The sequence below is a fragment of the Exiguobacterium sp. N4-1P genome, from assembly GCF_002214325.1.
Genome location: NZ_CP022236.1, coordinates 2,514,004 through 2,536,924, shown reverse-complemented (window position 1 = coordinate 2,536,924; position 22,921 = coordinate 2,514,004). Strand labels below are relative to the sequence as shown.

Here is a 22,921-nt window from a genome sequence, read left to right as displayed (position 1 = left end):
TGTATCGGTTGACACACACGCACACACGTGTGTATAGTTGTAGTATCAAATGAACAGAAAGAGGGATGACGATGTTAACGACGAAACAAATCAGTGAATTGTTACGTGTATCGGAAGAGACGGTCCGTCGCTGGATCCGGACAGGCGAACTGCATGCGGAACAGGATGGAAAAGGTTACTTGGTCGATGAACTGGCGCTGAAACGACTGGTCGATGAAAAGTCACAAATCCCGGGGACGGCGATGAATAAAATCCTCCCGATCATCAATGACATGTTTGGTCCGGAAGCGGCGAAGTTTGCTAAATCGAACTTGTTCGACCCACTCCGTCAATCGATGGATCAGACGCAAAGCGAGTCGGTGCCACCAAAACAGGAAGCGACGGCTGAATCAATTGCTGAACAAATCAGTCAGCTCAAACGTAAAAAACGTCGCCTTGAGCTTGAACATGAACTGAAGTTGCTGGATGTTGACGAAAAAATCGCCGCGCTCGAGCATAAAGCGAACGGTTTATAACCAGGAAAGACTACCTTCTACGCATGAGGTAGTCTTTTTTTTGACGAAAAAAAGACAAAGTTCACGAGCTTGTGAGCTTTGCCGGCAGGCTAGTCCATCATGAAGACGATGGCGGTGTCGCTGTGTTTTGTTTTTTCTTACGGTGCCAGTACCAATACCCGAGTCCGAGTGTGATCGGAATCGCGGCTAGATACGGATTGGCTTCTAGATAACTGATGATCTCAAACAGCGCGAACCATCCACTGAATAACCCGAGGATGAGTAAGATCGTCCGGATCGCTTCAGGAAGCTTCCGGATACGATATGCGAAGAGACAGACGAGGCAAAAGATGATAATCGCCACGGACATTCCTCCCATTCCCATGACTAGTATAGCGTATTCGAAAAGCTTTTTCGATGCACAAATCTTTCGTCCTCCCGTATAGTGAAGACAGAGAAACTAACGAAGGAAGTGATTGTATGCATTTGACGGTGATTGGGACCGGTTATGTCGGTCTTGTGACAGCGATTGGACTAGCGGACACGGGACATGAAGTGACATGTGTCGATTTAAATAAAGAACGGATGGAACAGCTCAAACGGGGCATCGCGCCGATTACGGAGTATGGCATTGACGAAGCCTTGACGAAAAATCAAAGTCGATTGACCTTCACGACGGAGTACCCCGTCTCGGACCTCTACCTCGTCGCCGTCGGTACTCCGGAACGGGCGGATGGCAGTTGCGATCTTTCAGCCGTCGAAGCCGTCGTCCGGTTGATTGAATCGATCAGTCCCGGCGCATCAGTCGTCCTGAAATCGACCGTTCCTCCGGGGACGACGGAGCGGTTAAGTGCGGAGCATCTGTCCCTCCGCTTCGCGATGGTCCCGGAATTTTTGCGGGAAGGAACGGCACTCGCCGATATGCGTCAACCGAGCCGGATTGTCATCGGGACGCGTGACGCGCTACTTGCGCCCCGGCTCGAGGAATTACTCAAGACGACGGACGCACCGGTCGTTCATGTCGATCCGACGACGGCGGAATTGACGAAGTACGCGGCGAATAGTTTCCTGGCCGTCAAAATCAGCTTCATCAATGAAATCGCCCGGCTTGCCGACCAGGTCGGGGCGAACGTCGACGACATCGCCCACGGGATCGGTCTTGATCCACGGATTGGTCCCGCCTTTCTCCGGGCAGGGGCTGGCTACGGCGGATCCTGTTTCCCGAAAGACATCAAAGCCTTGACGACACTTGCACGCACACATGATACGCACCTTCACGTCATCGAAGCAGCGGACCGGACGAATGAAGCCCAGCTCGCATACGTGCTCGAAAAGATTCGTCCCGAGCGTGGCATGCATGTCGCCCTGCTCGGACTTGCCTTTAAACCGGGCACGGATGATTTACGGGATGCACCGGCGTTACGATTGGCCGAACGCCTGCAACAGCTTGGGGTGAAGGTGACAGGCTATGATCCGGCAGCGAAGACCCTGCTCGACCAAAAAACGACGATGGCTGAAGCAGTGGCGGGAGCGGACGTCGCCGTCATCATGACGGAATGGGATGACATCAAGTACGTCTCACCGCAACTCTTACAGGAACACATGCAGACGCCGCGTTTGATTGACGGACGGAACTGCTGGCAACATCTCGAGGCACCGGGTGGCGTCCAGTATGAAGGCATCGGGCGACCGCACCACACATTTTCGAACAATCCATCTAACTGACCTGTTATATAGGGTGAATCCATCAGTGGGTTCATCCTATTTTTTTGTGGAGGAGACGGATGATGAAAATTGAGTATTTCACGGTGCAACCGAGTGGACCTAAAGGAAAGCTTGAGGCCGTACCGTTGATGAACGGGTGGGAGCAGCATGTCGACGAGGAGTGGTCGCGGGCGATTCATTACGGCGCGGGGTTGATTCGGGTGACGGACGACGGCGTCGAGCTCCGGATTCCGATCGAGTTCGGATTCGGGTATGTCTTGCAATACATCCGTCAGTTCGTCGAAGCGGAACGAAAGACGAAGCGGGCGCGTCATTTGTTGCAGCGGCAACTGAACTGGATCGGGCGTGGCTTACCGATTCAGCTCCGACGAGTCGGTGAACGGATTGAAGTCATGGCGGATTCGCGACATCAGTTCGACCGGAAAGATTTTTTGGAGGCGATGGACGTCAGAAACCGGAAGCGGATGTAGTACGGACGAGATTGAGACAAAAGCCGGTCACGCTCGTGCTCTGAAAACCAGCTTGAGCGTGGCTACGTTTAAAGGTTCATCTTCGTCTGTGACCCGCGCTAATTATTTGACCAGGGAGAGTGTTGTTTTTTAATTTTGTAAGCGTTTTCAAATTTAGGGGAGTTCAGATTTTTAATTTCCATATACAACCTATTAATATATTTATCAGGTTACTACTATTCCCCTTTTTTTTACATAAAACCTATTGTCCTCTGATTCTGAGTTTTGTATATTTGACCTGTAGCTTACTTACTCACGTATATTAAGCAGTGAGAAGGAGCACGGATCTACAGCACGGGGAATTGCTTGAATAAAGCAATTTCAACAGTTTTATCTTGTTCATCCCGAACTGGATACATATGAATCACTGACGATCGCCTCGACGTTAGGCGAAGATCGACGTGTGAAACAGAACGTACTCCTCCAAAGAAGAATAGAGAATTACTGCGTGTTTTTAAGTAAATATATTGAAATATTTTACTTAAAATGTAGGTTATCTAGTTGGGGTTGTCACATTTGGTATTGAAAGATAAGAGGAGGAATCGTAAAAATGGCTCACACGAAAAAATCGAACAAATTGTACGCTGCTGCCGCTGCCCTCGCAGTCACGGCATCTGTCGTCGCACCGGTTGCTGCTGACGCAGCTTCGAAGGTCTCTGTTAAATACATCTCTCCCATCTTGATGAAGCATGCAGGTGGTTCGAAGTATGCGACTAAGAAATTAGTCTTACCGACGAAAGTCAAAGTCAAACTTTCAAACGGTAAATACGAAATGCGCTCTGTCAAATGGAGCGGTTCAATCAAGTTCGAGAAAAAATACATCAACAAATATCAAGTCCTCTACGGTAAAGTCGCCGGAACGACGAAAAAAGCCATCCTCAAAGTCGAACTTCAAAACTATCCAGTCGACGTCCTCGAACCAGAACTCGCACCAGTCGCTGTCGGCGAAAAAGTCGTGCTTCCGAGCACGATCAGCATCCGCTACAAATCAGGAATCATCGTCAAGCGTCCAATCAGTAAATTCAACATCAAAACACCGGATACTTCTAAACCGGGTAACTATAAAATCGCCTATACGTACAAAGGGGCAAACTCAGTCGTAACCGGTTCAATCAAGTATGAAGTCAAAGCGGCCGACATCTCGAACGTCATGGGAAGCGTTGATGATCAGACACTTTCTGTTAAAGCGGACGTCATGTATGCTTCAGCTGACGCGATGGCAGAACTCATGATTTACCCTGGTAAAGACATGTCAGCGACACCGATCGTCGCGAAAGGGATGCTTAAAGACGGTAAATTCATGGCTTCCCAATCTGGTATTCCTGAAGGGACACACAGTTACGTCGTTAAAGTCGGTGATATGAAGTCTCCGGCAATGGAATTCACAGTCGCGAAGACGATGTTGACATCTGCTAAAGCAATGGGCAAAGAAAAAGTCGAAGTCTCCTTCTCACGTGCCGTTGATGGTGTCTCAGCCGACAACTTCAAAATCGCAGGTGGAACGGTTACTTCAGCGGCACTCAGTGCTGACAAGAAATCAGCGGTTCTTGAAGTATCAGGTCTTGAGTATGATAAAGACTACACGGTCGATGCGAAAAACATCATGATCGGTGGCGTTGCGCGTGACCTCGGTTCAATGAGCTTCATGACACAAGGTGTTGAAAACATCTGGATGCTTGAAGTCTCACCAAAAGCATCGACAATCGTTGCGAACGGTGGCGACAACACGGAAGTGACGTTCTTACTCAAGAACAAAGCGACAGGTGAAGTCGACATGAACGCAGACGACATCGTTCTTAAATTATCAACGTCATTCGGTGCACTTTCAAAAGAACGTGTAACGATCCAGGACGGGAAAGCAACGGTCATCCTCACATCTGAGTTCAGCAACACGGACCTCGATGCGATGATCAGCGCGGAAATCATCGAAACAGCGAACGGCGACTACAAAAACCTCATCGGTAAGATTTCTGGTGAAGCGAAAGTCAAGTTCAGCACGATTGCCGTCACGCCGGCTCCGATTGAAATGATCAACATGCTCGCAGCGGAATCGAATCAAGCAGATCGCATCACGATCTTCCTTGATAAAGCCGTCTCGCGTGAGTTACTCCTCAAATCGTTCGGACTCGATAAAGTCCGTCCTTCGCTTCATGAAGAAGAGTATATGGCGAACGACAACATTCAAATCGAACAATTCGATGGTATGAAAAATGTCATCGGCGTCAAAGCGATTCCTTCGAATCCAAAAGCGTTCGAATTGATTCTTGATAAAGAAACACCACTCCAGGACAACGCAGTTGTTAAAGTGGTAGCGAAAATCACGAGTAACACGGATACAGAAGTGAAATCAAAAGCAAGCTTCAAGTTAACGGATGCACGTCCTGCTGAAGTAACGTCTGTCAAAGCAATTGGCTTGAACCAACTCGAAGTGAAATTCTCTGAAGCAATCGATACAGCGAACTTTAAAATCGATGGCCAGTATGGTGGTAAGTACTTCACTGTCATTCCTTACGGCTTCGATAACAAAATGGGTGTCGATCGTCGCGATACAGTCAAAATCATGTTGAACGACAACTACCCAGGAGTGAAAGAAGGCTACTTCGCAGCCGGCAAACATTCACTTCAAGTATGGGATACGATGGACTTCGCAGCGCGTTCGGATGAAATGAACATCGGTACGACACAAAACCTCGACTTCACAGTCGCAGCAGATACAGTCAAACCGACAGCTGGCGTCGTCGTCGAGTCGCCTGAGCAGTTCCGCATCATGTTCAGCAAAAACCTGAAAAAAGCAGACATCAAGGCTCTGTATGGTTCGAAAATGAAGCTCGAACGCTACAACTCAACATCTAAAAAATACGAAGACATCAGCGAATATGCTGAAGTGACATCGTATGATGCAATGACTGGCGAAGCGGTTGTCGAGATGAAACAAGACTGGACAGTCATCTACGATACAGTCAATACGAAAGAGAACTACTACAACGATAAGTTCAAAATCACGCTCGAAAAAGGTGCGATCCAGGCAGAAGCGAACGGTGAGAAAAACGATGCCCTTGCACTCGACTTGAACTATGACGGATCGCCACTCAACACTCCGGATGTGAAGAGTGCTGAAATCACAGCAATCGATCGTGTGATGATGTCAACAGACTTCCACGTCATGATGAGTGAGCCGGTGAAATTGCTTGGGAAAGATCAAGCAGATACACCACTCAAAAATGCTGACGGCTTAGTCAACCCGCCGAAGACGACGGTTGAATTCATCGGGAAAAACAAAGACGGCAAAATCGTCACAGTCGACGGTTCGGTTGTCGGATATACAGATACAACAGATAAGAACTTCCGTGTTAAAGCGAACGAGAGTCTCCAGTATCTCGTCGACATGAAAGGGTACGGCGAAGACTGGAAAGTCGTCGTCAAATCACTTTCAGATGATGTCGGTAACACAGTTGCGACAGCGACACATGACTTCAAACTCATGAAAACACCTGTCACACCGGTCGCTTCACCATTCGAAATCGAAAAAGTGACAGCGAACGCGAAGGATGAAAAAGACGTCATCCGCATCAAGTTCTCTGAAGGCGTCCAGTACGCAGGTATGTATGATGCGACGAGCACGGCGCAATACATCTTCAATGGAAAAGCCCTTCCGGTCGGCACGAGCATCTCGCTTGCTGACTCGGATAACAACGTATCAAACGGACTCGACATCGTGAAAATCAAAGTTCCAGCAGGGACGATCAAAACATTGTCGAACGTCATCACAGTCAACAAAGATCTTCAGTCGTATGACAACTCTGTCTTGACTGGTGGTTACGAGAAAGCAGTTCTTCTCGGATTAAACTAATCACGACACGGACCCTCAATTCAGAAATGGATTGAGGGTTCTTTTATTTGTTGAATCAAGTTAGACAATAATCTTTTAGTAAAACACAAAATAATATTCAAATAGATGTAAAAAAAGCGAGAATAAGCTAGAAAAATAAATAGATTTTATAAAATTTTCCATTATAATTATACGTGAGGGAGATCCTAAATAAAGGAGTGAAGAGATGCAAAAATGGTTACTCAGTCTGACGATTGTCGGACTGCTTGCAAGTGGACTACCGGTACATACAGAAGCGGCGGGAACAGGCGCGAAAAAAATGCCGACGCCGGGTGCGAAAACGCATAAAGGGTACTTGAAAGGAACGTTCGACCAAAACGGAAAAGCGTTATTTTATTTCGACTCAGCGAACTATGTTAATGAAGGAACACATATTAAATTCGCAGCGGACGAGACAGAAGACGTCACGGTCTACGAAACGCAAAGTGATTACTTGAAACAACTGGTCTACGAACGCTATGACGCAGTGAGCGGTGAATCGTTATTCTTCCCGCTAAGTTGGAAAGGGCGGCAATATGTCGAAATCAATGGACGAAAAAATACGTCGTTCACGGTCCCGTTCAAACTCGAACGCTTACAACCGATGCGTGATGTCGTCGCGAAGAAAAAAGCGACGGGACAATCGACGAGCTTGATCGTCAAGATGCGCACGGCGGATAGTGACCATGCGCAGTTGTCGCGCAATACGAGGGCAATCGCCAGTGAGACGATTGATGCAGGACTAAAGATGGAGAAGTTCACCTATTCGTCCGTCTATCAAGCGCTTGCGGCGAAGGCGAAACTTGCGAAGTCAGCGGACGTCACATACGTCGAACTTGACGGACAGATGCAGGGACTCGGAGTGGACCCGTTCAAGAAATACCAGTGGTCGCTGAACAATACCGGGCAACGCGGCGGCGTCAAGGGAGCCGACATCAACTTTGAGGCGATGAAACGACGGATTGCCGGGAAAAAACAAACGACGACGCGCGTCGCCGTCATCGATACGGGCATCAATCCGACCTATGCCGATTTCGCAGGGCGGGTCCGGATGGATCTCGGTTATGACTTTGTCCATAAACGGAAGCTTGCGATCGACGACCATGGTCACGGTACGCATGTCGCGGCGATCATTGCAGCGAACAGCAATAATACGTACGGGATGTCGGGCATCAACGCCAAGGCATCAATCATTCCGATTAAAGTCATCGCGTCGAACAATACAGGCTCGAACTCGAACATCGCGAAAGGCATCATCTATGCCGTCAAGAAAAAAGCCAAGGTCATCAATATGAGTCTCGGTGGCGGTTTCTCGTCACTCGCGATTGAAGATGCTCTCGCCTATGCGAAGAAACAAGGTGTCCTCGTCGTCGTCGCGACGGGGAATGACGGGACGAGCCGCCTGTCATATCCGGCACGGTCGAAGTATGCCTTGTCGGTCGGTTCGACGAATCGGTTTGATCGCCGGTCGACATTCTCGAATTATGGCGACGGACTTGACCTCGTCGCACCGGGGCAAGACATTCCGAGTTACCTCAGTGACGGCGAATCGGCCTTTTGGAGCGGGACATCGATGGCAGCACCGCATGTCGCCGGTGTCGCAAGTCTCCTCTACAGCCTGAAGCCGACGCTCAAAGCAACCGAAGTCGAGTCGATTCTAAAAAAATCAGCCCAGGACCTCGGGAAGAGCGGTTATGACAAGGCGTACGGATACGGACGACTTGACGCCGATAAAGCCGTACGCTATATCAAATAAAAACAACTTAAACAGAAAGTGGGACAGATTCATGAAAACAACATTTGCTAAACTGACACTCGCCACACTGATCGCCGGTTCGACATTGATTGCAGGAACAGCTGAAGCGGCGACAACAACGGAAACGAAGGCGACGACACAGTACAATGGATTGACACCAGGGATGACGATTGCCCAGGCGGCAAAAGTCATTTACGGAAAAGACTACAAAAAACAATTGACGAAAAAGGGCAGTTCGACCGTCTTGAAACAAAAGGCAGAGGCGACGAGCACGTCACAAGGACAAAAGACGACACTCTACAGCATCTACGATAGAAAAGCAGACTTCCCATCCGCGATAACGACGTTGATGTTCATGACGAAGAAAAATGATTCCGTCTACCGGCTGACGACAAAATCGCTTGATTTGTACCGCGGGACGACGACGTCAGGTGCACGGGAAAGCAAGATGAAGCTCGCGAAGGGTGCGAAAATCAAAACGGGGATGACAGAAAAACAACTCGATGCGCTTTTATCCGGAAAAGGTCTTGGGGAGTGGACGGGTCTTGATACGATTGATTTAACATCTGTTCAAACGAAACAAGAAATTGAGTTAGGTCTTGCGATTAAAGGCAAGTCGAAAACGTACGTCTTCCTGACGGCAACGAAAACAAAAAAACTCGTCATGCTCGATTACAATGCGAAAAAGAAAACGTATGTCGTCTCTGGACAAGCATCGTTATAAGGATACGTGAGAGTCTGTAAGCAGCTTTTTTAGCGGATAGACAGTTGTAGTTTATGGCTAATGTAAACGCATGTTTCTTCTCGTGCTTTCCTCGGGCGAGGCGAAAGCCGTTGCTCCTTGATTCTGACGAACAAGGAGCAGGGTCTCGCCTGCCTCTGACAGCGCGAAACGCGCTTTTCCCGTAGGAGTCACGAGAAGCAATGCGTTTTTCGGGCAATTTTTTTTGAATCGGAACTCCCGTTAATAATACCAACGACGAGTAAGGGATAAACAAGCTTTCAGAAGGTCCGTCAATCGTTTGAGGAGTCTGTAAACCAGGCTCTTTTTTTCATTTTTTCCCGTTTTTGACAAAAAGGCAGTTATTTTTTGTATACTCGACTGTAAGAGCGCTCATGCTGAACCGATATAAATGAGAACTCATAAGTACGACATAATACGCAAGATAAAAGGAGAAATGATAGAGTGGAACGCGTCAAAAAGAAACGCAAAGTCAAAAAGCGGTGGACGCCGCTGAAGGTCATGCTGTTGATTGCCTTGGTCCTCGTCGTCGGAATCGGCGGATTCATCGGCTATACATATTACCAAGTCGATCAGACGGTCAAAAAAATTCAGTCACCGGTCAAAAATACCGGTGACGCCGTCGTCGAAAAACAAAAACCGGTTTCGGTTCTATTGCTTGGAGTCGATCAACGTCCGGGTGAACGGGGACGGAGTGACTCGATCATGGTCATGACACTGAACCCGACACGAAATGAAAGTCGTCTTGTCAGTATCCCCCGGGATACGAAGGTCGACATCATCGGTAAAGGGACGAACGATAAAATCAACCATGCGTATTCGTTCGGTGGACCGGAGATGGCAATCAAGACGGTCGAAAACTTCCTTGATATTCCGATTAACTACTATGCGGAAATCAATATGGAAGGGTTCACGTCGCTTGTCGATGCCGTTGGCGGAGTGACGGTCAATAACGACTTAGATTTCAAAGTCGGGGACAAACAGTTTGAGGTCGGGAAAATCAACCTGAATGGAGACGAAGCACTAAAGTATACACGGATGCGCTATGAAGATCCACGGGGTGACTTCGGTCGTCAGATGCGTCAACGCGATGTCATCGGACAAGTCGTATCAAAACTGTCGTCAGATGTCTCAATCAGTAAATTCAATGCAATCATGGACGTCGTCGGGGACAATGCGCAGACTAACGTTTCGTTCAAACCGATGCGGACACTCGCTTTCGACTACATGGATGCTTTTAAAAATCAGGAAAATTTAAAGCTTGAAGGAACGGGTGGAAAAGAGGCGGATGGCATTTATTACTGGCATCCGACGGACGCTTCACTCGAACAAACAAAAACAGCGTTACAGTACTCGTTAGGAATCGAATGATAAACAAAGGAGTGAGCCGACGTGGCTCACTCCTTTGTTTATTTTAAAGGTTTTGTTCAGCGAGGCGGACACGACTCAAGTCGGTCCCATCTTTTGCAAAGCGTTGCAAGCGGTAAGAGTTACTCATGACGAGTCCCGTCGTCTCCGATTCGAGTTGCAGTGGAGCGAGTGTCGCTAACTTGTCATTTGTCACATCGGCTTCAGACCAGTCGATGGCGATGACACGATCATCTTGTAACGTAAAGAAATGATTTCCATAGAAAAGATAATCGTTGACGTCGTCACTGAATGTTCGGTCAGGCGCTGCGTAAAGACTATTCAACTCTGCGCTTGATTTGCCGATAAGGTCAATGAGCGTCTCGGTAACGAAGCTCGTATCGAGATTATCGTTGACCCACGTCAGTAATGTTTCATCGGCAATGGCATCACCCGATAGCTCTTTTGTCGTATCGGCATTTTTGATGTAGCCCGTCAATTCGTCAGTCAGTTCAACTTTACTGATCGAGTCGGACGCTTCAAGGATCCGGTAGCCGTCACCGAAGTCAGCTTCGTATAAAACGTCCGTCAAGGCTTCATCGCGGTAGATGTTACTGTTGCGTGTATTGACATAAAGGACATTTGCGTCCGGTTTAGCTTCCGGCTTGTCGTTTGTTTTTTCATCTTCCGTCGATTCTTCGACCGCAACCGGCTGTTCGACGGTCGCGTCCGGTGCAGATGATTTCGAACTCGCGAGATAGTTCGAGTAGATATACGTTCCAGCAGCACCAAGCAAGAAACAAAGAATCAATAAAGCAATCCAGCCCCACGGCAGTTTCCGTTTTGGGCGTGGTGGAGCAATCGGCTTCGTTTTTTGGCGGCGTGGTGTATCGTCACGTTGCGACCGTGATAACGTCGCGGGTGCTTCCGGCTCGTCATCTTCGAGCGGACCATCTTCAGTAAGAATCGGACGTGCGACGAGCATGCCATAAAAATCTGCCAGGCTTTCATGGTGTTTCCCGGCTAAAAAGTTTTGCCATTCGTCGACTGTGACCGTATCTTGTTTAAAAGGAACGCGTGGTGCGTCTCCCGTCAGACGAATCATCGTGTCTGTCAACGATACGGTCGAAGCGAGACTCGAACGGATGCGTTCATGGAGACGAATGATGTCGTCCTCGGAGTGCGATGTATAGTATTGGAGTGCTTGCAGAGAGCGGTGCATAAAGAAAATTCCTCCTATGTAGAATTCAGGTAATTCATGTAAAAAGAAACATGTATGTCTCTATTATACGCAACCTTTTTCAATAAACGTATGTTATTTCCTAAAATAATCTCAACCATTTCCCAATTTTTTGTTATACTGATTCCTAGTTGATAAAAAAAGTCACTGCATTAGACAAATAAAGGAGAATAATTAACCCATGAATGAAACGATTAGCTTACAGGAGTTATTTTCAGTTTTACGGAAGTCGCTTTGGCGGATTCTCGCTCTGACAATCGTCGCAGCGGTCATTGCATTTGCCGTCAGTAGCTTCTTGATTAAACCGACCTATCAGGCAGGAACACAAATTCTCGTCACACCGCAAAAACAAGAGAACAGCGTTATCGATGCGTCACAAGTGCAATCATCCGTCACGCTCGTCAATACATATCGTGTCGTCATTAAGAGTCCAGCTATCTTAGAAAAAGTCCAAGCAGAAGTTGATAATGCACCTAATAGTCTTGATACATTGAACAGCATGATCACCGTCGAAAGTGAACAAAATTCGCAGGTCATTAATGTCTCTGTCCAAAGTACAGATGCAGCCCTGGCATCAAACGTTGCCAATTCAGTCGCGAACGTCTTTAGTGATGACATCACTGAATTGATGGATGTCAATAACGTCAAAGTTTTATCCGTCTCAGGGATTCCAACATCACCGGTCAGCCCGAACATCATCTTGAACACGGCGATTGCAGCTGTTGTCGGATTCTTACTCGGAGTCGGTCTTGCGTTCTTACGTGAAGTCCTCGACCGCCGGATTCGGACAGAGGATCAAGTTCAACAAATTCTTGATCTACCGGTCTTAGGTAGTATCCCGGATATCGACAGTAAAGTCTTTAAATCGTCAGCAAAGGCAGCAAAACGAGAGGCGGCAAAACAATATGGCTAAGAAAAATAAAATGAATAAAGACGCACGGAACTTGATTACGGTCACACAACCGAAGTCACCGATTGCTGAGCAATACCGGACGATTCGGACGAATATTGAGTTCATGGCTGTCGATAAAGAGATTCAAGTCATTTTGATTACCTCGGCGACGCAAAGTGAAGGGAAATCGACGACGTCGTCGAACCTAGCGGTTGCCTATGCCCAGCAAGGAAAAAAAGTCTTAATCATTGATACCGACATGCGTCGCCCGACCGTCCACTATACGTTTAAAGTCGCGAACGGTCTCGGTTTATCGAGTCTCTTGACACGCCAAGCGGAACTTGAAAAAGCTGTGTTACCAACAAAAATCGATAACTTGTCAATTTTGACAGCAGGTCCGATCCCACCGAACCCGGCAGAGCTCTTATCGTCGCGATCGATGGAAAACTTGATTTTACAACTCCGTGAAGCGTATGACGTGATCATTTTGGATGCACCGCCATTACTTCAAGTCGCCGATAGCCGGATTACATCGAAATTAACAGATGGTGTTGTGTTAGTAGTCGGCTGTACGACTTCCGATCGCCAACGTGTCTTAAAAGCAAAAGAACAACTCGAACTGGCAGAAGCGAAAATTCTTGGCGTCGTCTTAAACCGTCGCGAGCTGACGGACGATTCCGCATACCAATATTACTATTCTTATGAGTGAGGGGTTCAATCATGGTTGATTTGCATTGTCATCTCTTACCACTCGTTGACGATGGTCCGGCGAGTGTCGAACATACATTACAACTCGCAGAACAAGCCGTTGCGGAAGGGGTATCGCAAATCATCGCGACACCACACCTCTATCACCCGCAGTTCGAAACGGAAGACGTCGATGTCCGGCTGACAGTTGCCGAGTTAAACGTCTTACTCAAGCAACGCGATATTCCATTGACAGTCTATCCGGGACACGAGATTCGTTTGACGGGTGATTTGATTGAAGAAATCAAATCGGGAAAGGCTTTGCCACTCGCTGATTCACGTTATTTACTGATTGAGTTTCCGTCGAGCGGCATTCCGTCGTATGCCCGACAAGTCTTCGCGGAGTTGATTTCCGATGGGTACATTCCAATCATCGCCCATCCGGAAAAAAATAAAGCAATCATTCAAAATCCACAATTGTTGTTCGAGTTGATTTCGAACGGGTCGATCAGTCAAGTGACGTGTGCGAGCTTAATCGGCAAGTATGGCAAAGACGTTCAACGGTTTGCGGTTGCCTTACTTGAAAACGGCTTGGCCCACCTTGTTGCGTCAGATGCCCATCATATCGAAAAACGCCCTTTCTACTGGGAGCAGTGCCGAAAGTATTTGGCGCAAGAACTGGAAGACTGGTTGTATGACGAAGTGTACGAAAACAATGAAGCGATTTTATTGAATCAACTTGTCACGATCAATCCACCGAGTCCAGTCGAGAAAAACTGGAAAGGTCAGTGGGTATAACATCAAACCTGTTAGTAATAGGTAAAGAGAGTGAAATAGCACTCTCTTTTTTCTATGTTAACGCTTACATTATTAAAATATGGAAAACTTTATGGGAAATAAGGTCAGTGATGTGGTATCTTAATCTACATAAAGAATCCCAATCTAATTATATTATGGAAATCTGAAATTATACTTAGGAGTGAATTTCATGAAAAAAGTAAAAAAAGCCGTCATTCCGGCAGCAGGTCTCGGGACACGTTTTTTACCCGCGACTAAAGCGATGCCGAAAGAAATGTTACCAATCGTCGATAAACCGACGATTCAATATATCATCGAAGAAGCAATCGAATCGGGAATTGAAGATATTCTGATCATCACCGGTAAAGGAAAACGGGCGATTGAAGATCACTTTGATTCGGTCCCAGAATTGGAAGCAAATTTAATCGCCAAAAATAAGTCAGAGTTATTGCATTTAGTTGAAGCAACAACGAATATCAACATTCATTTCATTCGCCAATCGAAGCCGAAAGGTCTGGGGGATGCAATTCTTCAAGCAAAAGCCTTCATCGGCAATGAGCCATTCGTCGTGATGCTCGGGGATGATATCGTCCAAGCCGACGTTCCATGTACACGCCAGTTGATTGAACAGTATGATATCACGAACAGCTCAATCATCGGTGTGCAACCGGTCGCTGATAAAGACACACATCGATACGGGATCGTTGATCCAAGCACAAGCATTTCAGAGAACTTACATAAGGTAAAATCGTTTGTCGAAAAACCGGCACCTGGGACGGCACCATCGAACTTAGCCATATTAGGACGGTATTTATTAACACCGGAAATCTTTAAGTACCTCGAAACACAAGAAGTCGGATCCGGCGGCGAAATCCAATTGACGGACGCAATTACGCGCCTGAACGAAATGCAACGCGTCTTTGCCTTTGAATTCGACGGGAAACGCTATGATGTCGGTGAAAAGCTCGGCTTTATTCAAACGACATTAGAATTTGCATTGAAGCGTGACGACCTTGGAGATGATGTTGCGAAGATGATGGCAAACCTGCTCGCAGAGCGGGCAGAGAACCAATCACTCGTCTAACTTCCACCTGTGAAATATGAAGAGAAAGGAACTTCATAGATGAAATTTTATTATTATTATCGGACGCTGACGTTAGCCTGTATTGATGCAGTTGCGCTAATTGTCGCAATGAGCTTTGCATATTTTTTCCTGTATCCGAAGGAATTATTCTCATTAGTTGATACACAACTTTTATTACGCTCAGCTGTGTTATTTGCCGTATTATTCGTGATTGTCGCATTTTTAATGAAGCTGTACCGTGTCAACTGGAAGTATGCGAGTATTCAAGAGGCATTAACGCTTTCTTTATCACTAGGGATTAGTTCAATTGGTTTGATGATTTATCAAAAATTTATCTTCGGACAAATTTTAGAGCGGATTACAATCCTTAGCTTTTGTATCTCACTGTTGTTACTCGGAGCAATTCGTGTTGCGCTCCGTCTACTCGGAATCGGCCAGCACTGGCGGAAATATGCGTTACCACGACGAATGGTCAAGTCACGGAAACGGACACTCGTAATTGGTGCCGGTCGGGCCGGGCGTTCGCTTGTCCGCCAATTGTATGCTTCACCGTTCCATGAGTTAAAGCCGGTTGCTTTTGTAGATGATGATCCCAAAAATATGCATTTCATCATTCAAGGGATTGAAGTCGTAGGAACAACAAACGATTTAGAAACAGTGATTGAAAAACATCGAATTGAAGCAATCGTCCTTGCGATTCCTTCACTGTCGCAACAACGTCGGATTGAATTGATCACGGAAGCAAAAACGTTATGTAAAAATGTTCAGACGTTACCGATGATTGAGGAACTTGTCACAGGGAAAGTTTCGGTCAATGCAATTCGTGATGTTTCAATTGAAGATTTACTCGGACGGGAAGCTGTTGAACTCGATATCTCGGGGATTCGCTCAGAGATTGAAGGGCGGACAGTCCTCGTGACAGGAGCCGGAGGGTCGATTGGCTCAGAGATTTGTCGGCAAATCGTTCAGTTTAACCCAACGACGATTTTGTTGCTCGGTCACGGGGAAAATAGCATTTACCTGATTGAACGGGAGTTACGCGGATTACAGTTGCCAATCAATTTGGTGCCAATCATTGCCGATGTCCAGGATCGAATCAGACTAGAAGAAGTATTTGTAACGCATAAACCGGAAGTCATTTTCCATGCGGCAGCGCATAAACACGTTCCGTTGATGGAAGCAAACCCCTATGAGTCGGTCAAAAACAATGTCTATGGGACAAAAAATGTCGCTGAAGTCGCAGATTTGTTTAAGGCAGAACGGTTCGTGATGATTTCGACGGATAAAGCTGTTAACCCGACAAATGTCATGGGTTCAACGAAACGCATCGCAGAAATGATTGTCCAAGATCTAGGGCGGCGTAGTCAGACGAAGTTTGCCGTCGTAAGGTTCGGTAATGTACTAGGAAGTCGTGGGTCAGTTATTCCATTGTTTAAATCACAAATCCTAGCTGGTGGACCCGTCACGGTGACCCATCCCGAGATGACGCGGTTCTTCATGACAATTCCGGAAGCAAGCCGTCTCGTCATTCAAGCGGGTATACTAGCGGATGGTGGCGAAGTATTCGTTCTTGATATGGGCGAGCCGGTTAAGATTGTTGACCTTGCGAAGAACATGATTGAACTGAGTGGGTTTACGGAAGATGAAATGCCAATCGTCTTCTCTGGGATTCGGCCTGGGGAAAAAATGTATGAAGAATTACTAAAAGACGGCGAAGTGGATCCGGAAGCCATCTATCCGAAGATTTTTGTTGGCCGAACACGCCAGAAGGAACAGGTATCAGAAGTATTAGCTCTCGTCAATCAACATAAAGAAACACCATTGCAGTTACGAAATGTCTTACTCGATATCGCGAATGATGTAGCTGTCCGTGAAAAAAATCTAATTTAAATGAATAAGGGAGGACCTATCGTGAACTACATGTCAATCAAGCGTCGGCTTGGTTTTTCAATTGCACTTGTTTCTTTTATCATTTTAATCCCAGTGTTTGCTTTGATTATGGCAGCGATTAAAGTGGAATCGCGTGGACCAGTATTTTTTAAACAAAAGCGCGTTGGTCTGAATAAAACTCATTTTAACATTTTAAAATTCCGAACGATGTACATTGAGACGCCAAACGATACTCCAACACATTTACTTGCTGATCCAGATGTTTATATCACACGTGTCGGTAAAATTTTACGGAAAACAAGCTTAGACGAGTTACCACAACTGTTTAATATTTTAAAAGGTGAGATGGCGTTTGTCGGACCACGTCCTGCTTTATGGAACCAGTATGACTTAATCGACGAACGCGATAAGTATAAAGCAAATGACACATTACCTGGACTAACAGGCTGGGCACAAATTAATGGTCGTGATGAGTTGCCGATTGATATTAAAGCCAAACTTGATGGGGAATACGTTAAGAAAATGAGTCTATTTATGGATGCACGTTGTTTTATAACAACGGTATTTAGTGTATTGAAGAGTGATGGGGTAGTAGAAGGTGGAACGGGCACAATAACTAACAAAGAAGTAGCAAGCACAAAGGAGTAAAAAAATGAAAAAAATACTTATTACAGGTACTAGAGGCTATGTTGGTACTAATTTTAAATTATGGTTAAAAAAATGGCCAGAAAAGTACTCTGTCAAAAGTGTTTCTTTGAAAAATGACGACTGGAAGAAGATGGATTTCAGCGAATTTGATATAGTTTTGCATCTCGCAGGAATTGTACATTCAAAAAAAATACGCTTAGAACAATATTATAAGGTAAATAGTCAGTTAACTGAAATGGTTGCACAAAAAGCTGCTCATGATGGTGTCAAACAATTTATTTTTTTAAGCTCTATGAGTGTATATGGAAATAAATCAAAAATCATTGATACCTCTACTAAGTTAAGTCCTAGTACAGATTATGGTAAATCTAAAAAAGAAGCAGAAGATAAATTATTAAAGCTGAGTAATACTCATAAAAATTTAGTTGTAACAATAATAAGACCGCCAATGATATATGGAAAAGGATCTCCAGGAAATTATCAAAGATTATCTAAACTAGCTTCTTTTATAAAAATATTTCCTTATATTAAGAATGAACGAAGTATGATTTATATTGAGAACCTAAATATTTATATCAAAAATATAATTGATTATGAAAAACACGGAATACATAATCCGCAAAATATAAGTTATGTAAGTACAGTAGATTTAATAAAGGAAATTGCTAAAATTAATGAAAATAAAGTAATATTTATACCTATTCCAAAAATTATTGCAAAACTGATGCTAAAATCACCAACGTTAAATAAGTTGTATAGTGATTTAAAATACTCATACGATTTTTCCTTAAATAATAATTTTAAAGATGATTTTATTGGTTTTGAAGAAAGTATAAAAAGAACTGAGGAGAAATAAATGGCGAAAAATAATGAGAGTTTAGTTAGCATTATAATGCCAACTTACAATTCGAGTGATTACATCAAAGCAGCAATCAATAGTGTGTTTTCCCAAACGTATGAAAATTGGGAGTTGATAATAGTAGATGATCATTCTACAGATGGTAGTGAAGAATTGATTGCTAAATTAATAATGAATTATAAAAATAAAACAAAATATATAAAAAATAATAAAAATTTAGGAGTATCTAAATCTAGAAATATTGGAATCGAGGAATCTAAGGGAGAATGGATTGCATTTTTAGATAGTGATGACGCATGGAAAGAAAGCAAATTGCTAAAGCAGTTTGAGAAAGTGAAAGAGTTAAATGAAGAATTTATATTTACAGGTTCATCCTACATTAATGAAAAAAACGAAAAATATTCTGGTGATTTTATTGATATAAAAAACATGAGTTATAAAGAATTGCTTAGGAATAATTCAATATCTTTATCATCAGTTTTAATAAAAAAATATTTGTTAGAAAAAAATAATTTTGAAAATGATCGTGTTCATGAAGATTACTTATTATGGCTGAAAATTTTAAAAACTGGTATAAAAGCTATAGCTATTAAAGAACCCTTATTAATTTATAGATTATCTAAAACCTCAAAATCAGGTAATAAATTAAAATCTATTAGAATGACTTACGGTGTGTATAGAGATTTAGGAATTAATATAATTAGCTCAATTTACTATACTTTAAACCACCTTTTTAAAGCCTCTAAAAAATATAAAGAAATATTTAATGGGAATAAGGTGTAAATTATGATTAGAGTACTACATATAGTTTCCTCAGTAAATAAAGATAGTGGAGTAATGAATTTTATAATGAATTATTATAAAAACCTAGACAAAAAGAAAATTCAATTTGACTTTTTATTTTGGGAGGAAGACTATAAAAAAACATTTGCAAATGAAATTATTGATTTTGGAGGAACTCTTTATAAGATTTCTAAACCAAAAATCAGTAGGAATTCTTTTCAGATTTTAAATGATAATATTGTTAAATTTGCTGAGACAGGTCGCATAATTCATTTGCATGAATTGTATCTAAATTCTATTGTTAAAAAAATCTTAAATAAACAAGAAGTATCCTTAATTTCTCATGCCCATACAACTAAATATTCTGATAAACTTGTTAGTTCATTAAGAAATAGAATTTTATGCTTTAACATAAATAAAAACTCAGATTATTATTTTGCATGTTCTTTGGATGCAGGTGATTTTTATTTCTCGAAAAATTTTAATGTTAACTCTAAAAAATCTAATATTATTAGTAACGCAATTGATTTAGATCTTTACAAAAATAATAATGAACTAAGAGAGAAAAAAAGAAATGAAATGCAAATAGTGGACAAGACAGTATTTGGACATATAGGTAGGTTTAATCATCAAAAAAATCACAAACTTTTAATAGACATATTCTATGAAATACAAAAAAAAATTGAAAATGCCGTTTTAGTCCTCGTGGGAGACGGGCCTTTAAAAAAAAATATAGAAGAAAAAGTAGAAAAACTTGGGATAAGTAAAAAAGTATTATTTATGGGCACAAGAAATGATGTAAATGAAATTATACAGTCAATAGATGTATTCTTACTTCCCTCCCACTATGAAGGATTAGGTATAGTATTAATTGAAGCTCAGGCTTCAGGCGTGCCTTGTGTTGCTTCAGACGTAATTCCAAAAGAAGTTACTATTAGCGAAAATATTTATTTTGAAAAAATAAATAGTAAAAATTCAACTAGAAATTGGTCTGAGAAAGCTATTTATTTAACAAAAAAATCTTCAAATAGAAAAAAAAATATTGCTAAAAGTCATAACTATAATATAAAAAAAGAAGTAAAAAAACTTGAGGATATTTATTTAGAAATTTACAAACATACTAGGAGATAATATGAAAAAAATATTAATTATTTCACATTGGTATTATCCGCACAATGTTCCAAGAGCATTTAGAGCAAAAGCGTTATATGAAGACTTAATAAATAAAGGACACGATGTAGACTTATTAATTGGAAACCAAAAAGTCTTTTTAAAAAAAGATGAATATGATCTAGAAAAATTCGAAATCCCCAAAAAATCTAATACATTAAATAAAAAATTTAAAGGAAGATTATTTGAAAAAATAAAAGAAATTATATTTTATTTTATAGGAGATCGATTTTTATTCACGTCTGGTAAACACATATACAAAAATATTGATTTCGAAAACTATGATGGTGTTATTTCTTTAGGGTTACCATTCTATATTAATTTTATCACTGCTTTGAAAAAGAAATTAACAAAAAGCAATACGACTTTAATTACAGAATGGAGTGATCCTTTCTATGGTACTAAAGACATAAAAATAGCGCCGTACTTTAATTATATTCAAAAGAAAGTATGTTCCATATCTTCTTATGTTGTAATTCCTACAATTGCTGCCTTACCTTATTTTTTAAAGTATAAAGATGAAAAAAAAATCAAAATAATTCCACAAGCTTTTGATTTTTCTAATATAAAAATATCAGATTATAAAAAAAATGAAGTACCGACTTTTGGGTTTGCTGGGCTGTTCTATAAGGATATAAGAAATCCTGAAAAATTACTTGAAAGTTTATCTTCGATAGATATTCCTTTCAAATTTGTAGTATACACTGTAACTCGCGGTAGAATTTTTGACGAGGTGCTTTTAAAGTATAAAAATATTTTAGGAGACAAGTTAGAAATTAGTTCATTAATTCCCAGAGAAGACTGCTTGAAAAAATTAAGTGAAATGGAATTTCTTATAAATATTGATAATTTAAGTTCTAATCAAGTTCCTTCTAAACTAATTGATTATGCATTAACAAAAAGACCAATTTTATCATTTAAGCAGGATGAAATTGATATAGAAATTCTTAAAAGCTTTATTGATGGTGTATACGATAACTCTTTATATTTAGATATTGAAAAATATAATATCAAGCATAGATCAAATGATTTTTTAGAATTAATTTAATATAGAATTGAGTGGCAATCTATTATGAAATTAAAATCAAATAATTTTAAACTATTTATTTATATAATATTTTTTAGAATAACACTGGATTTTTTATATGTTAATGTATATTATACAGAAAGTATTTTGCTTTCAAGAGGAATATTTAATTTAGAAATAGACGTAAATAAATTAATTGTTTCGTATATAATTTTCTTAGTTTTTTCATACTATGTGGTTAATAATATTATGATAATGCATAATAAGCCTTCCGAAATTATGTTTTTAGGATTGTATCTAATGAGTTTTACACCAACTGTTTCTTTGTTTGGTTTAGCTAATTTATCGTACAACTTTATAAGTTATTTTTTAATTTTTTGGGTGATATTCTCTTTTGCAATATCATTAATGCACAAAACTTTTTTGTCAAATACAAATAAAAGGAAAATTTTAAAAATAAATGATTATCAAAGATATTTAATTTGGATTATGACAACAGCAGTATTTTTAATAATGTCTTTGATTATTTCTATAAAAGTAAATGGATTGAATTTAAATTTTAATTTAAATTCAATCGACATATATAATTCAAGAAGTAATTTCAAAGAAAAACAATTAAATGTAATTTTTGAATATTTTAGAAACAACGCAATGTACGTTATTGTACCCTTTACTGGTGTATATGCATTTAAAAAGAAAAATTTCATATTACTATCTTTGGTTGTAATTACTCAACTTTTTCTTTACGGGATAGACAATCAAAAAGCGGCGTTATTTTTATTGCCTGTATCAATTCTTGCTTATAAAATCTATAAAAACCATATGATGGAGAAGGTGCCCCTAGCATTATTTTTATTAAATATATTAATTTATTTAGAATTTACTTATAGTAAAACAACCTTTTTAGTAGGTAATATTCTTGAACGAGTTTACTATTTACCTGCAATCTTAAGTAGTTTATATTATGATTATTTTTCTGTGAATGAAAATGTAATACCTTTCTCAGGAGTATTTAATAAATTAGGTTGGATCCACAACAATAATTATGGAGAAGGTGTTCCATATATTTTAGGTGGCATATACTTCAAAAATCCAGAAATTAGTGCTAATACCGGTATGTTTGGTAGTGCATTTTCTTATGGAATTCAAGGTGTAGTTTTAATACCATTAGCTTATGTAATGCTATTTTATCTTTTAAATGTAGCTTCTTCTGGTATTGAAATAAATACGTTTATTTCGATACTTATAATTCAAATTTTTGTAATAACAGGTACTACAATATTTGTAGTTATATCGGCATACGGATTAATACTATCTTTATTTATATTATCATTGTTAAATAATAATAATAAATTTAATGATAATGCTATGAGAATAACTATTAAAAGGAGAAAACAATAGA

At 41.6% G+C, this 22,921-nt stretch carries 20 protein-coding genes; 18 read left to right on the top strand and 2 right to left on the bottom strand.

The genetic code is table 11. The annotated features are described in order from the left end of the window. Positions 1 to 71 precede the first annotated feature (71 nt). Complete coding sequence (locus tag A0126_RS12925) at positions 72 to 515, top strand: helix-turn-helix domain-containing protein (RefSeq protein WP_088837940.1); 444 nt, start codon at positions 72 to 74, stop codon at positions 513 to 515. Between the two features lie 97 nt (positions 516 to 612). Here A0126_RS12925 and A0126_RS12920 read toward each other — a convergent pair whose 3' ends face one another. After that, positions 613 to 864: a hypothetical protein gene (locus A0126_RS12920; protein WP_239456768.1), complete on the bottom strand. Its 252-nt coding sequence runs from the start codon at positions 862 to 864 to the stop codon at positions 613 to 615. A 110-nt stretch (positions 865 to 974) separates the two neighbouring features. Here A0126_RS12920 and A0126_RS12915 point away from each other — a divergent pair, with 110 nt between their 5' ends. From A0126_RS12915 to A0126_RS12890, 6 genes are all read left to right on the top strand, one after another. After that, a complete protein-coding gene (locus tag A0126_RS12915; protein WP_088837938.1) occupies positions 975 to 2,219 on the top strand; it encodes a UDP-glucose dehydrogenase family protein in 1,245 nt (414 codons plus the stop codon). Positions 2,220 to 2,281: 62 nt separating this feature from the next. Next, positions 2,282 to 2,689, top strand: a complete 408-nt coding sequence (locus A0126_RS12910; RefSeq protein ID WP_088838525.1) for a hypothetical protein — start codon at positions 2,282 to 2,284, stop codon at positions 2,687 to 2,689. Positions 2,690 to 3,278: 589 nt separating this feature from the next. Further along, a complete protein-coding gene (locus A0126_RS12905; RefSeq protein WP_088837937.1) occupies positions 3,279 to 6,578 on the top strand; it encodes a hypothetical protein in 3,300 nt (1,099 codons plus the stop codon). Between the two features lie 205 nt (positions 6,579 to 6,783). Further along, entirely contained in the window at positions 6,784 to 8,352 is a 1,569-nt protein-coding gene (locus tag A0126_RS12900; protein WP_088837936.1) for a S8 family peptidase, read from the top strand. Between the two features lie 31 nt (positions 8,353 to 8,383). Next, positions 8,384 to 9,076, top strand: a complete 693-nt coding sequence (locus tag A0126_RS12895; RefSeq protein ID WP_088837935.1) for a hypothetical protein — start codon at positions 8,384 to 8,386, stop codon at positions 9,074 to 9,076. A 462-nt stretch (positions 9,077 to 9,538) separates the two neighbouring features. Continuing rightward, a complete protein-coding gene (locus A0126_RS12890; protein WP_088837934.1) occupies positions 9,539 to 10,465 on the top strand; it encodes an LCP family glycopolymer transferase in 927 nt (308 codons plus the stop codon). Between the two features lie 43 nt (positions 10,466 to 10,508). Here A0126_RS12890 and A0126_RS12885 read toward each other — a convergent pair whose 3' ends face one another. After that, a complete protein-coding gene (locus tag A0126_RS12885; RefSeq protein ID WP_088837933.1) occupies positions 10,509 to 11,663 on the bottom strand; it encodes a hypothetical protein in 1,155 nt (384 codons plus the stop codon). A 199-nt stretch (positions 11,664 to 11,862) separates the two neighbouring features. Here A0126_RS12885 and A0126_RS12880 point away from each other — a divergent pair, with 199 nt between their 5' ends. The 11 genes from A0126_RS12880 to A0126_RS12830 all read left to right on the top strand — a co-directional run bounded on the left by A0126_RS12880 (position 11,863) and on the right by A0126_RS12830 (position 22,920). After that, positions 11,863 to 12,594: a YveK family protein gene (locus A0126_RS12880; RefSeq protein ID WP_088837932.1), complete on the top strand. Its 732-nt coding sequence runs from the start codon at positions 11,863 to 11,865 to the stop codon at positions 12,592 to 12,594. Then, on the top strand, positions 12,587 to 13,282 hold the full coding sequence (locus A0126_RS12875) for a CpsD/CapB family tyrosine-protein kinase (RefSeq protein WP_088837931.1): 696 nt from the start codon (positions 12,587 to 12,589) through the stop codon (positions 13,280 to 13,282). Before A0126_RS12880 ends, A0126_RS12875 begins: the two co-directional genes overlap by 8 nt. A gap of 11 nt (positions 13,283 to 13,293) precedes the next feature. Beyond that, on the top strand, positions 13,294 to 14,058 hold the full coding sequence (locus A0126_RS12870; RefSeq protein ID WP_088837930.1) for a tyrosine-protein phosphatase: 765 nt from the start codon (positions 13,294 to 13,296) through the stop codon (positions 14,056 to 14,058). 190 nt (positions 14,059 to 14,248) lie between these two features. Beyond that, a complete protein-coding gene (gene galU, locus A0126_RS12865; RefSeq protein WP_088837929.1) occupies positions 14,249 to 15,142 on the top strand; it encodes a UTP--glucose-1-phosphate uridylyltransferase GalU in 894 nt (297 codons plus the stop codon). A 39-nt stretch (positions 15,143 to 15,181) separates the two neighbouring features. Further along, positions 15,182 to 17,032 carry a nucleoside-diphosphate sugar epimerase/dehydratase gene (locus A0126_RS12860; protein WP_088837928.1) on the top strand — a complete coding sequence of 617 codons (1,851 nt, stop codon included), beginning with the start codon at positions 15,182 to 15,184 and terminating at the stop codon, positions 17,030 to 17,032. Between the two features lie 21 nt (positions 17,033 to 17,053). Next, a complete protein-coding gene (locus A0126_RS12855) occupies positions 17,054 to 17,680 on the top strand; it encodes a sugar transferase (protein WP_088837927.1) in 627 nt (208 codons plus the stop codon). Positions 17,681 to 17,684: 4 nt separating this feature from the next. Continuing rightward, complete coding sequence (locus tag A0126_RS12850; protein ID WP_088837926.1) at positions 17,685 to 18,536, top strand: NAD-dependent epimerase/dehydratase family protein; 852 nt, start codon at positions 17,685 to 17,687, stop codon at positions 18,534 to 18,536. Continuing rightward, positions 18,537 to 19,322, top strand: a complete 786-nt coding sequence (locus tag A0126_RS12845) for a glycosyltransferase family 2 protein (RefSeq protein WP_088837925.1) — start codon at positions 18,537 to 18,539, stop codon at positions 19,320 to 19,322. A gap of 3 nt (positions 19,323 to 19,325) precedes the next feature. Further along, on the top strand, positions 19,326 to 20,453 hold the full coding sequence (locus A0126_RS12840; RefSeq protein ID WP_088837924.1) for a glycosyltransferase: 1,128 nt from the start codon (positions 19,326 to 19,328) through the stop codon (positions 20,451 to 20,453). 1 nt (position 20,454) lies between these two features. Further along, complete coding sequence (locus tag A0126_RS12835) at positions 20,455 to 21,540, top strand: glycosyltransferase family protein (protein ID WP_088837923.1); 1,086 nt, start codon at positions 20,455 to 20,457, stop codon at positions 21,538 to 21,540. Between the two features lie 24 nt (positions 21,541 to 21,564). Continuing rightward, on the top strand, positions 21,565 to 22,920 hold the full coding sequence (locus A0126_RS12830) for a hypothetical protein (protein ID WP_088837922.1): 1,356 nt from the start codon (positions 21,565 to 21,567) through the stop codon (positions 22,918 to 22,920). The last annotated feature ends 1 nt before the right edge of the window (position 22,921 follow it).

What these genes read in the sequence shown, in the direction of transcription:
- A0126_RS12840 (WP_088837924.1), top strand. Translation starts at nt 19,326, where the DNA reads ATGATTAGAGTACTACATATAGTTTCCTCAGTAAATAAAGATAGTGGA.
- A0126_RS12920 (WP_239456768.1), bottom strand. Translation starts at nt 864, where the DNA reads ATGTCCGTGGCGATTATCATCTTTTGCCTCGTCTGTCTCTTCGCATAT.
- A0126_RS12880 (WP_088837932.1), top strand. Translation starts at nt 11,863, where the DNA reads ATGAATGAAACGATTAGCTTACAGGAGTTATTTTCAGTTTTACGGAAG.
- A0126_RS12830 (WP_088837922.1), top strand. Translation starts at nt 21,565, where the DNA reads ATGAAATTAAAATCAAATAATTTTAAACTATTTATTTATATAATATTT.
- galU (WP_088837929.1), top strand. Translation starts at nt 14,249, where the DNA reads ATGAAAAAAGTAAAAAAAGCCGTCATTCCGGCAGCAGGTCTCGGGACA.
- A0126_RS12835 (WP_088837923.1), top strand. Translation starts at nt 20,455, where the DNA reads ATGAAAAAAATATTAATTATTTCACATTGGTATTATCCGCACAATGTT.
- A0126_RS12885 (WP_088837933.1), bottom strand. Translation starts at nt 11,663, where the DNA reads ATGCACCGCTCTCTGCAAGCACTCCAATACTATACATCGCACTCCGAG.
- A0126_RS12850 (WP_088837926.1), top strand. Translation starts at nt 17,685, where the DNA reads ATGAAAAAAATACTTATTACAGGTACTAGAGGCTATGTTGGTACTAAT.
- A0126_RS12900 (WP_088837936.1), top strand. Translation starts at nt 6,784, where the DNA reads ATGCAAAAATGGTTACTCAGTCTGACGATTGTCGGACTGCTTGCAAGT.
- A0126_RS12875 (WP_088837931.1), top strand. Translation starts at nt 12,587, where the DNA reads ATGGCTAAGAAAAATAAAATGAATAAAGACGCACGGAACTTGATTACG.
- A0126_RS12910 (WP_088838525.1), top strand. Translation starts at nt 2,282, where the DNA reads ATGAAAATTGAGTATTTCACGGTGCAACCGAGTGGACCTAAAGGAAAG.
- A0126_RS12915 (WP_088837938.1), top strand. Translation starts at nt 975, where the DNA reads ATGCATTTGACGGTGATTGGGACCGGTTATGTCGGTCTTGTGACAGCG.
- A0126_RS12845 (WP_088837925.1), top strand. Translation starts at nt 18,537, where the DNA reads ATGGCGAAAAATAATGAGAGTTTAGTTAGCATTATAATGCCAACTTAC.
- A0126_RS12925 (WP_088837940.1), top strand. Translation starts at nt 72, where the DNA reads ATGTTAACGACGAAACAAATCAGTGAATTGTTACGTGTATCGGAAGAG.
- A0126_RS12895 (WP_088837935.1), top strand. Translation starts at nt 8,384, where the DNA reads ATGAAAACAACATTTGCTAAACTGACACTCGCCACACTGATCGCCGGT.
- A0126_RS12870 (WP_088837930.1), top strand. Translation starts at nt 13,294, where the DNA reads ATGGTTGATTTGCATTGTCATCTCTTACCACTCGTTGACGATGGTCCG.
- A0126_RS12860 (WP_088837928.1), top strand. Translation starts at nt 15,182, where the DNA reads ATGAAATTTTATTATTATTATCGGACGCTGACGTTAGCCTGTATTGAT.
- A0126_RS12905 (WP_088837937.1), top strand. Translation starts at nt 3,279, where the DNA reads ATGGCTCACACGAAAAAATCGAACAAATTGTACGCTGCTGCCGCTGCC.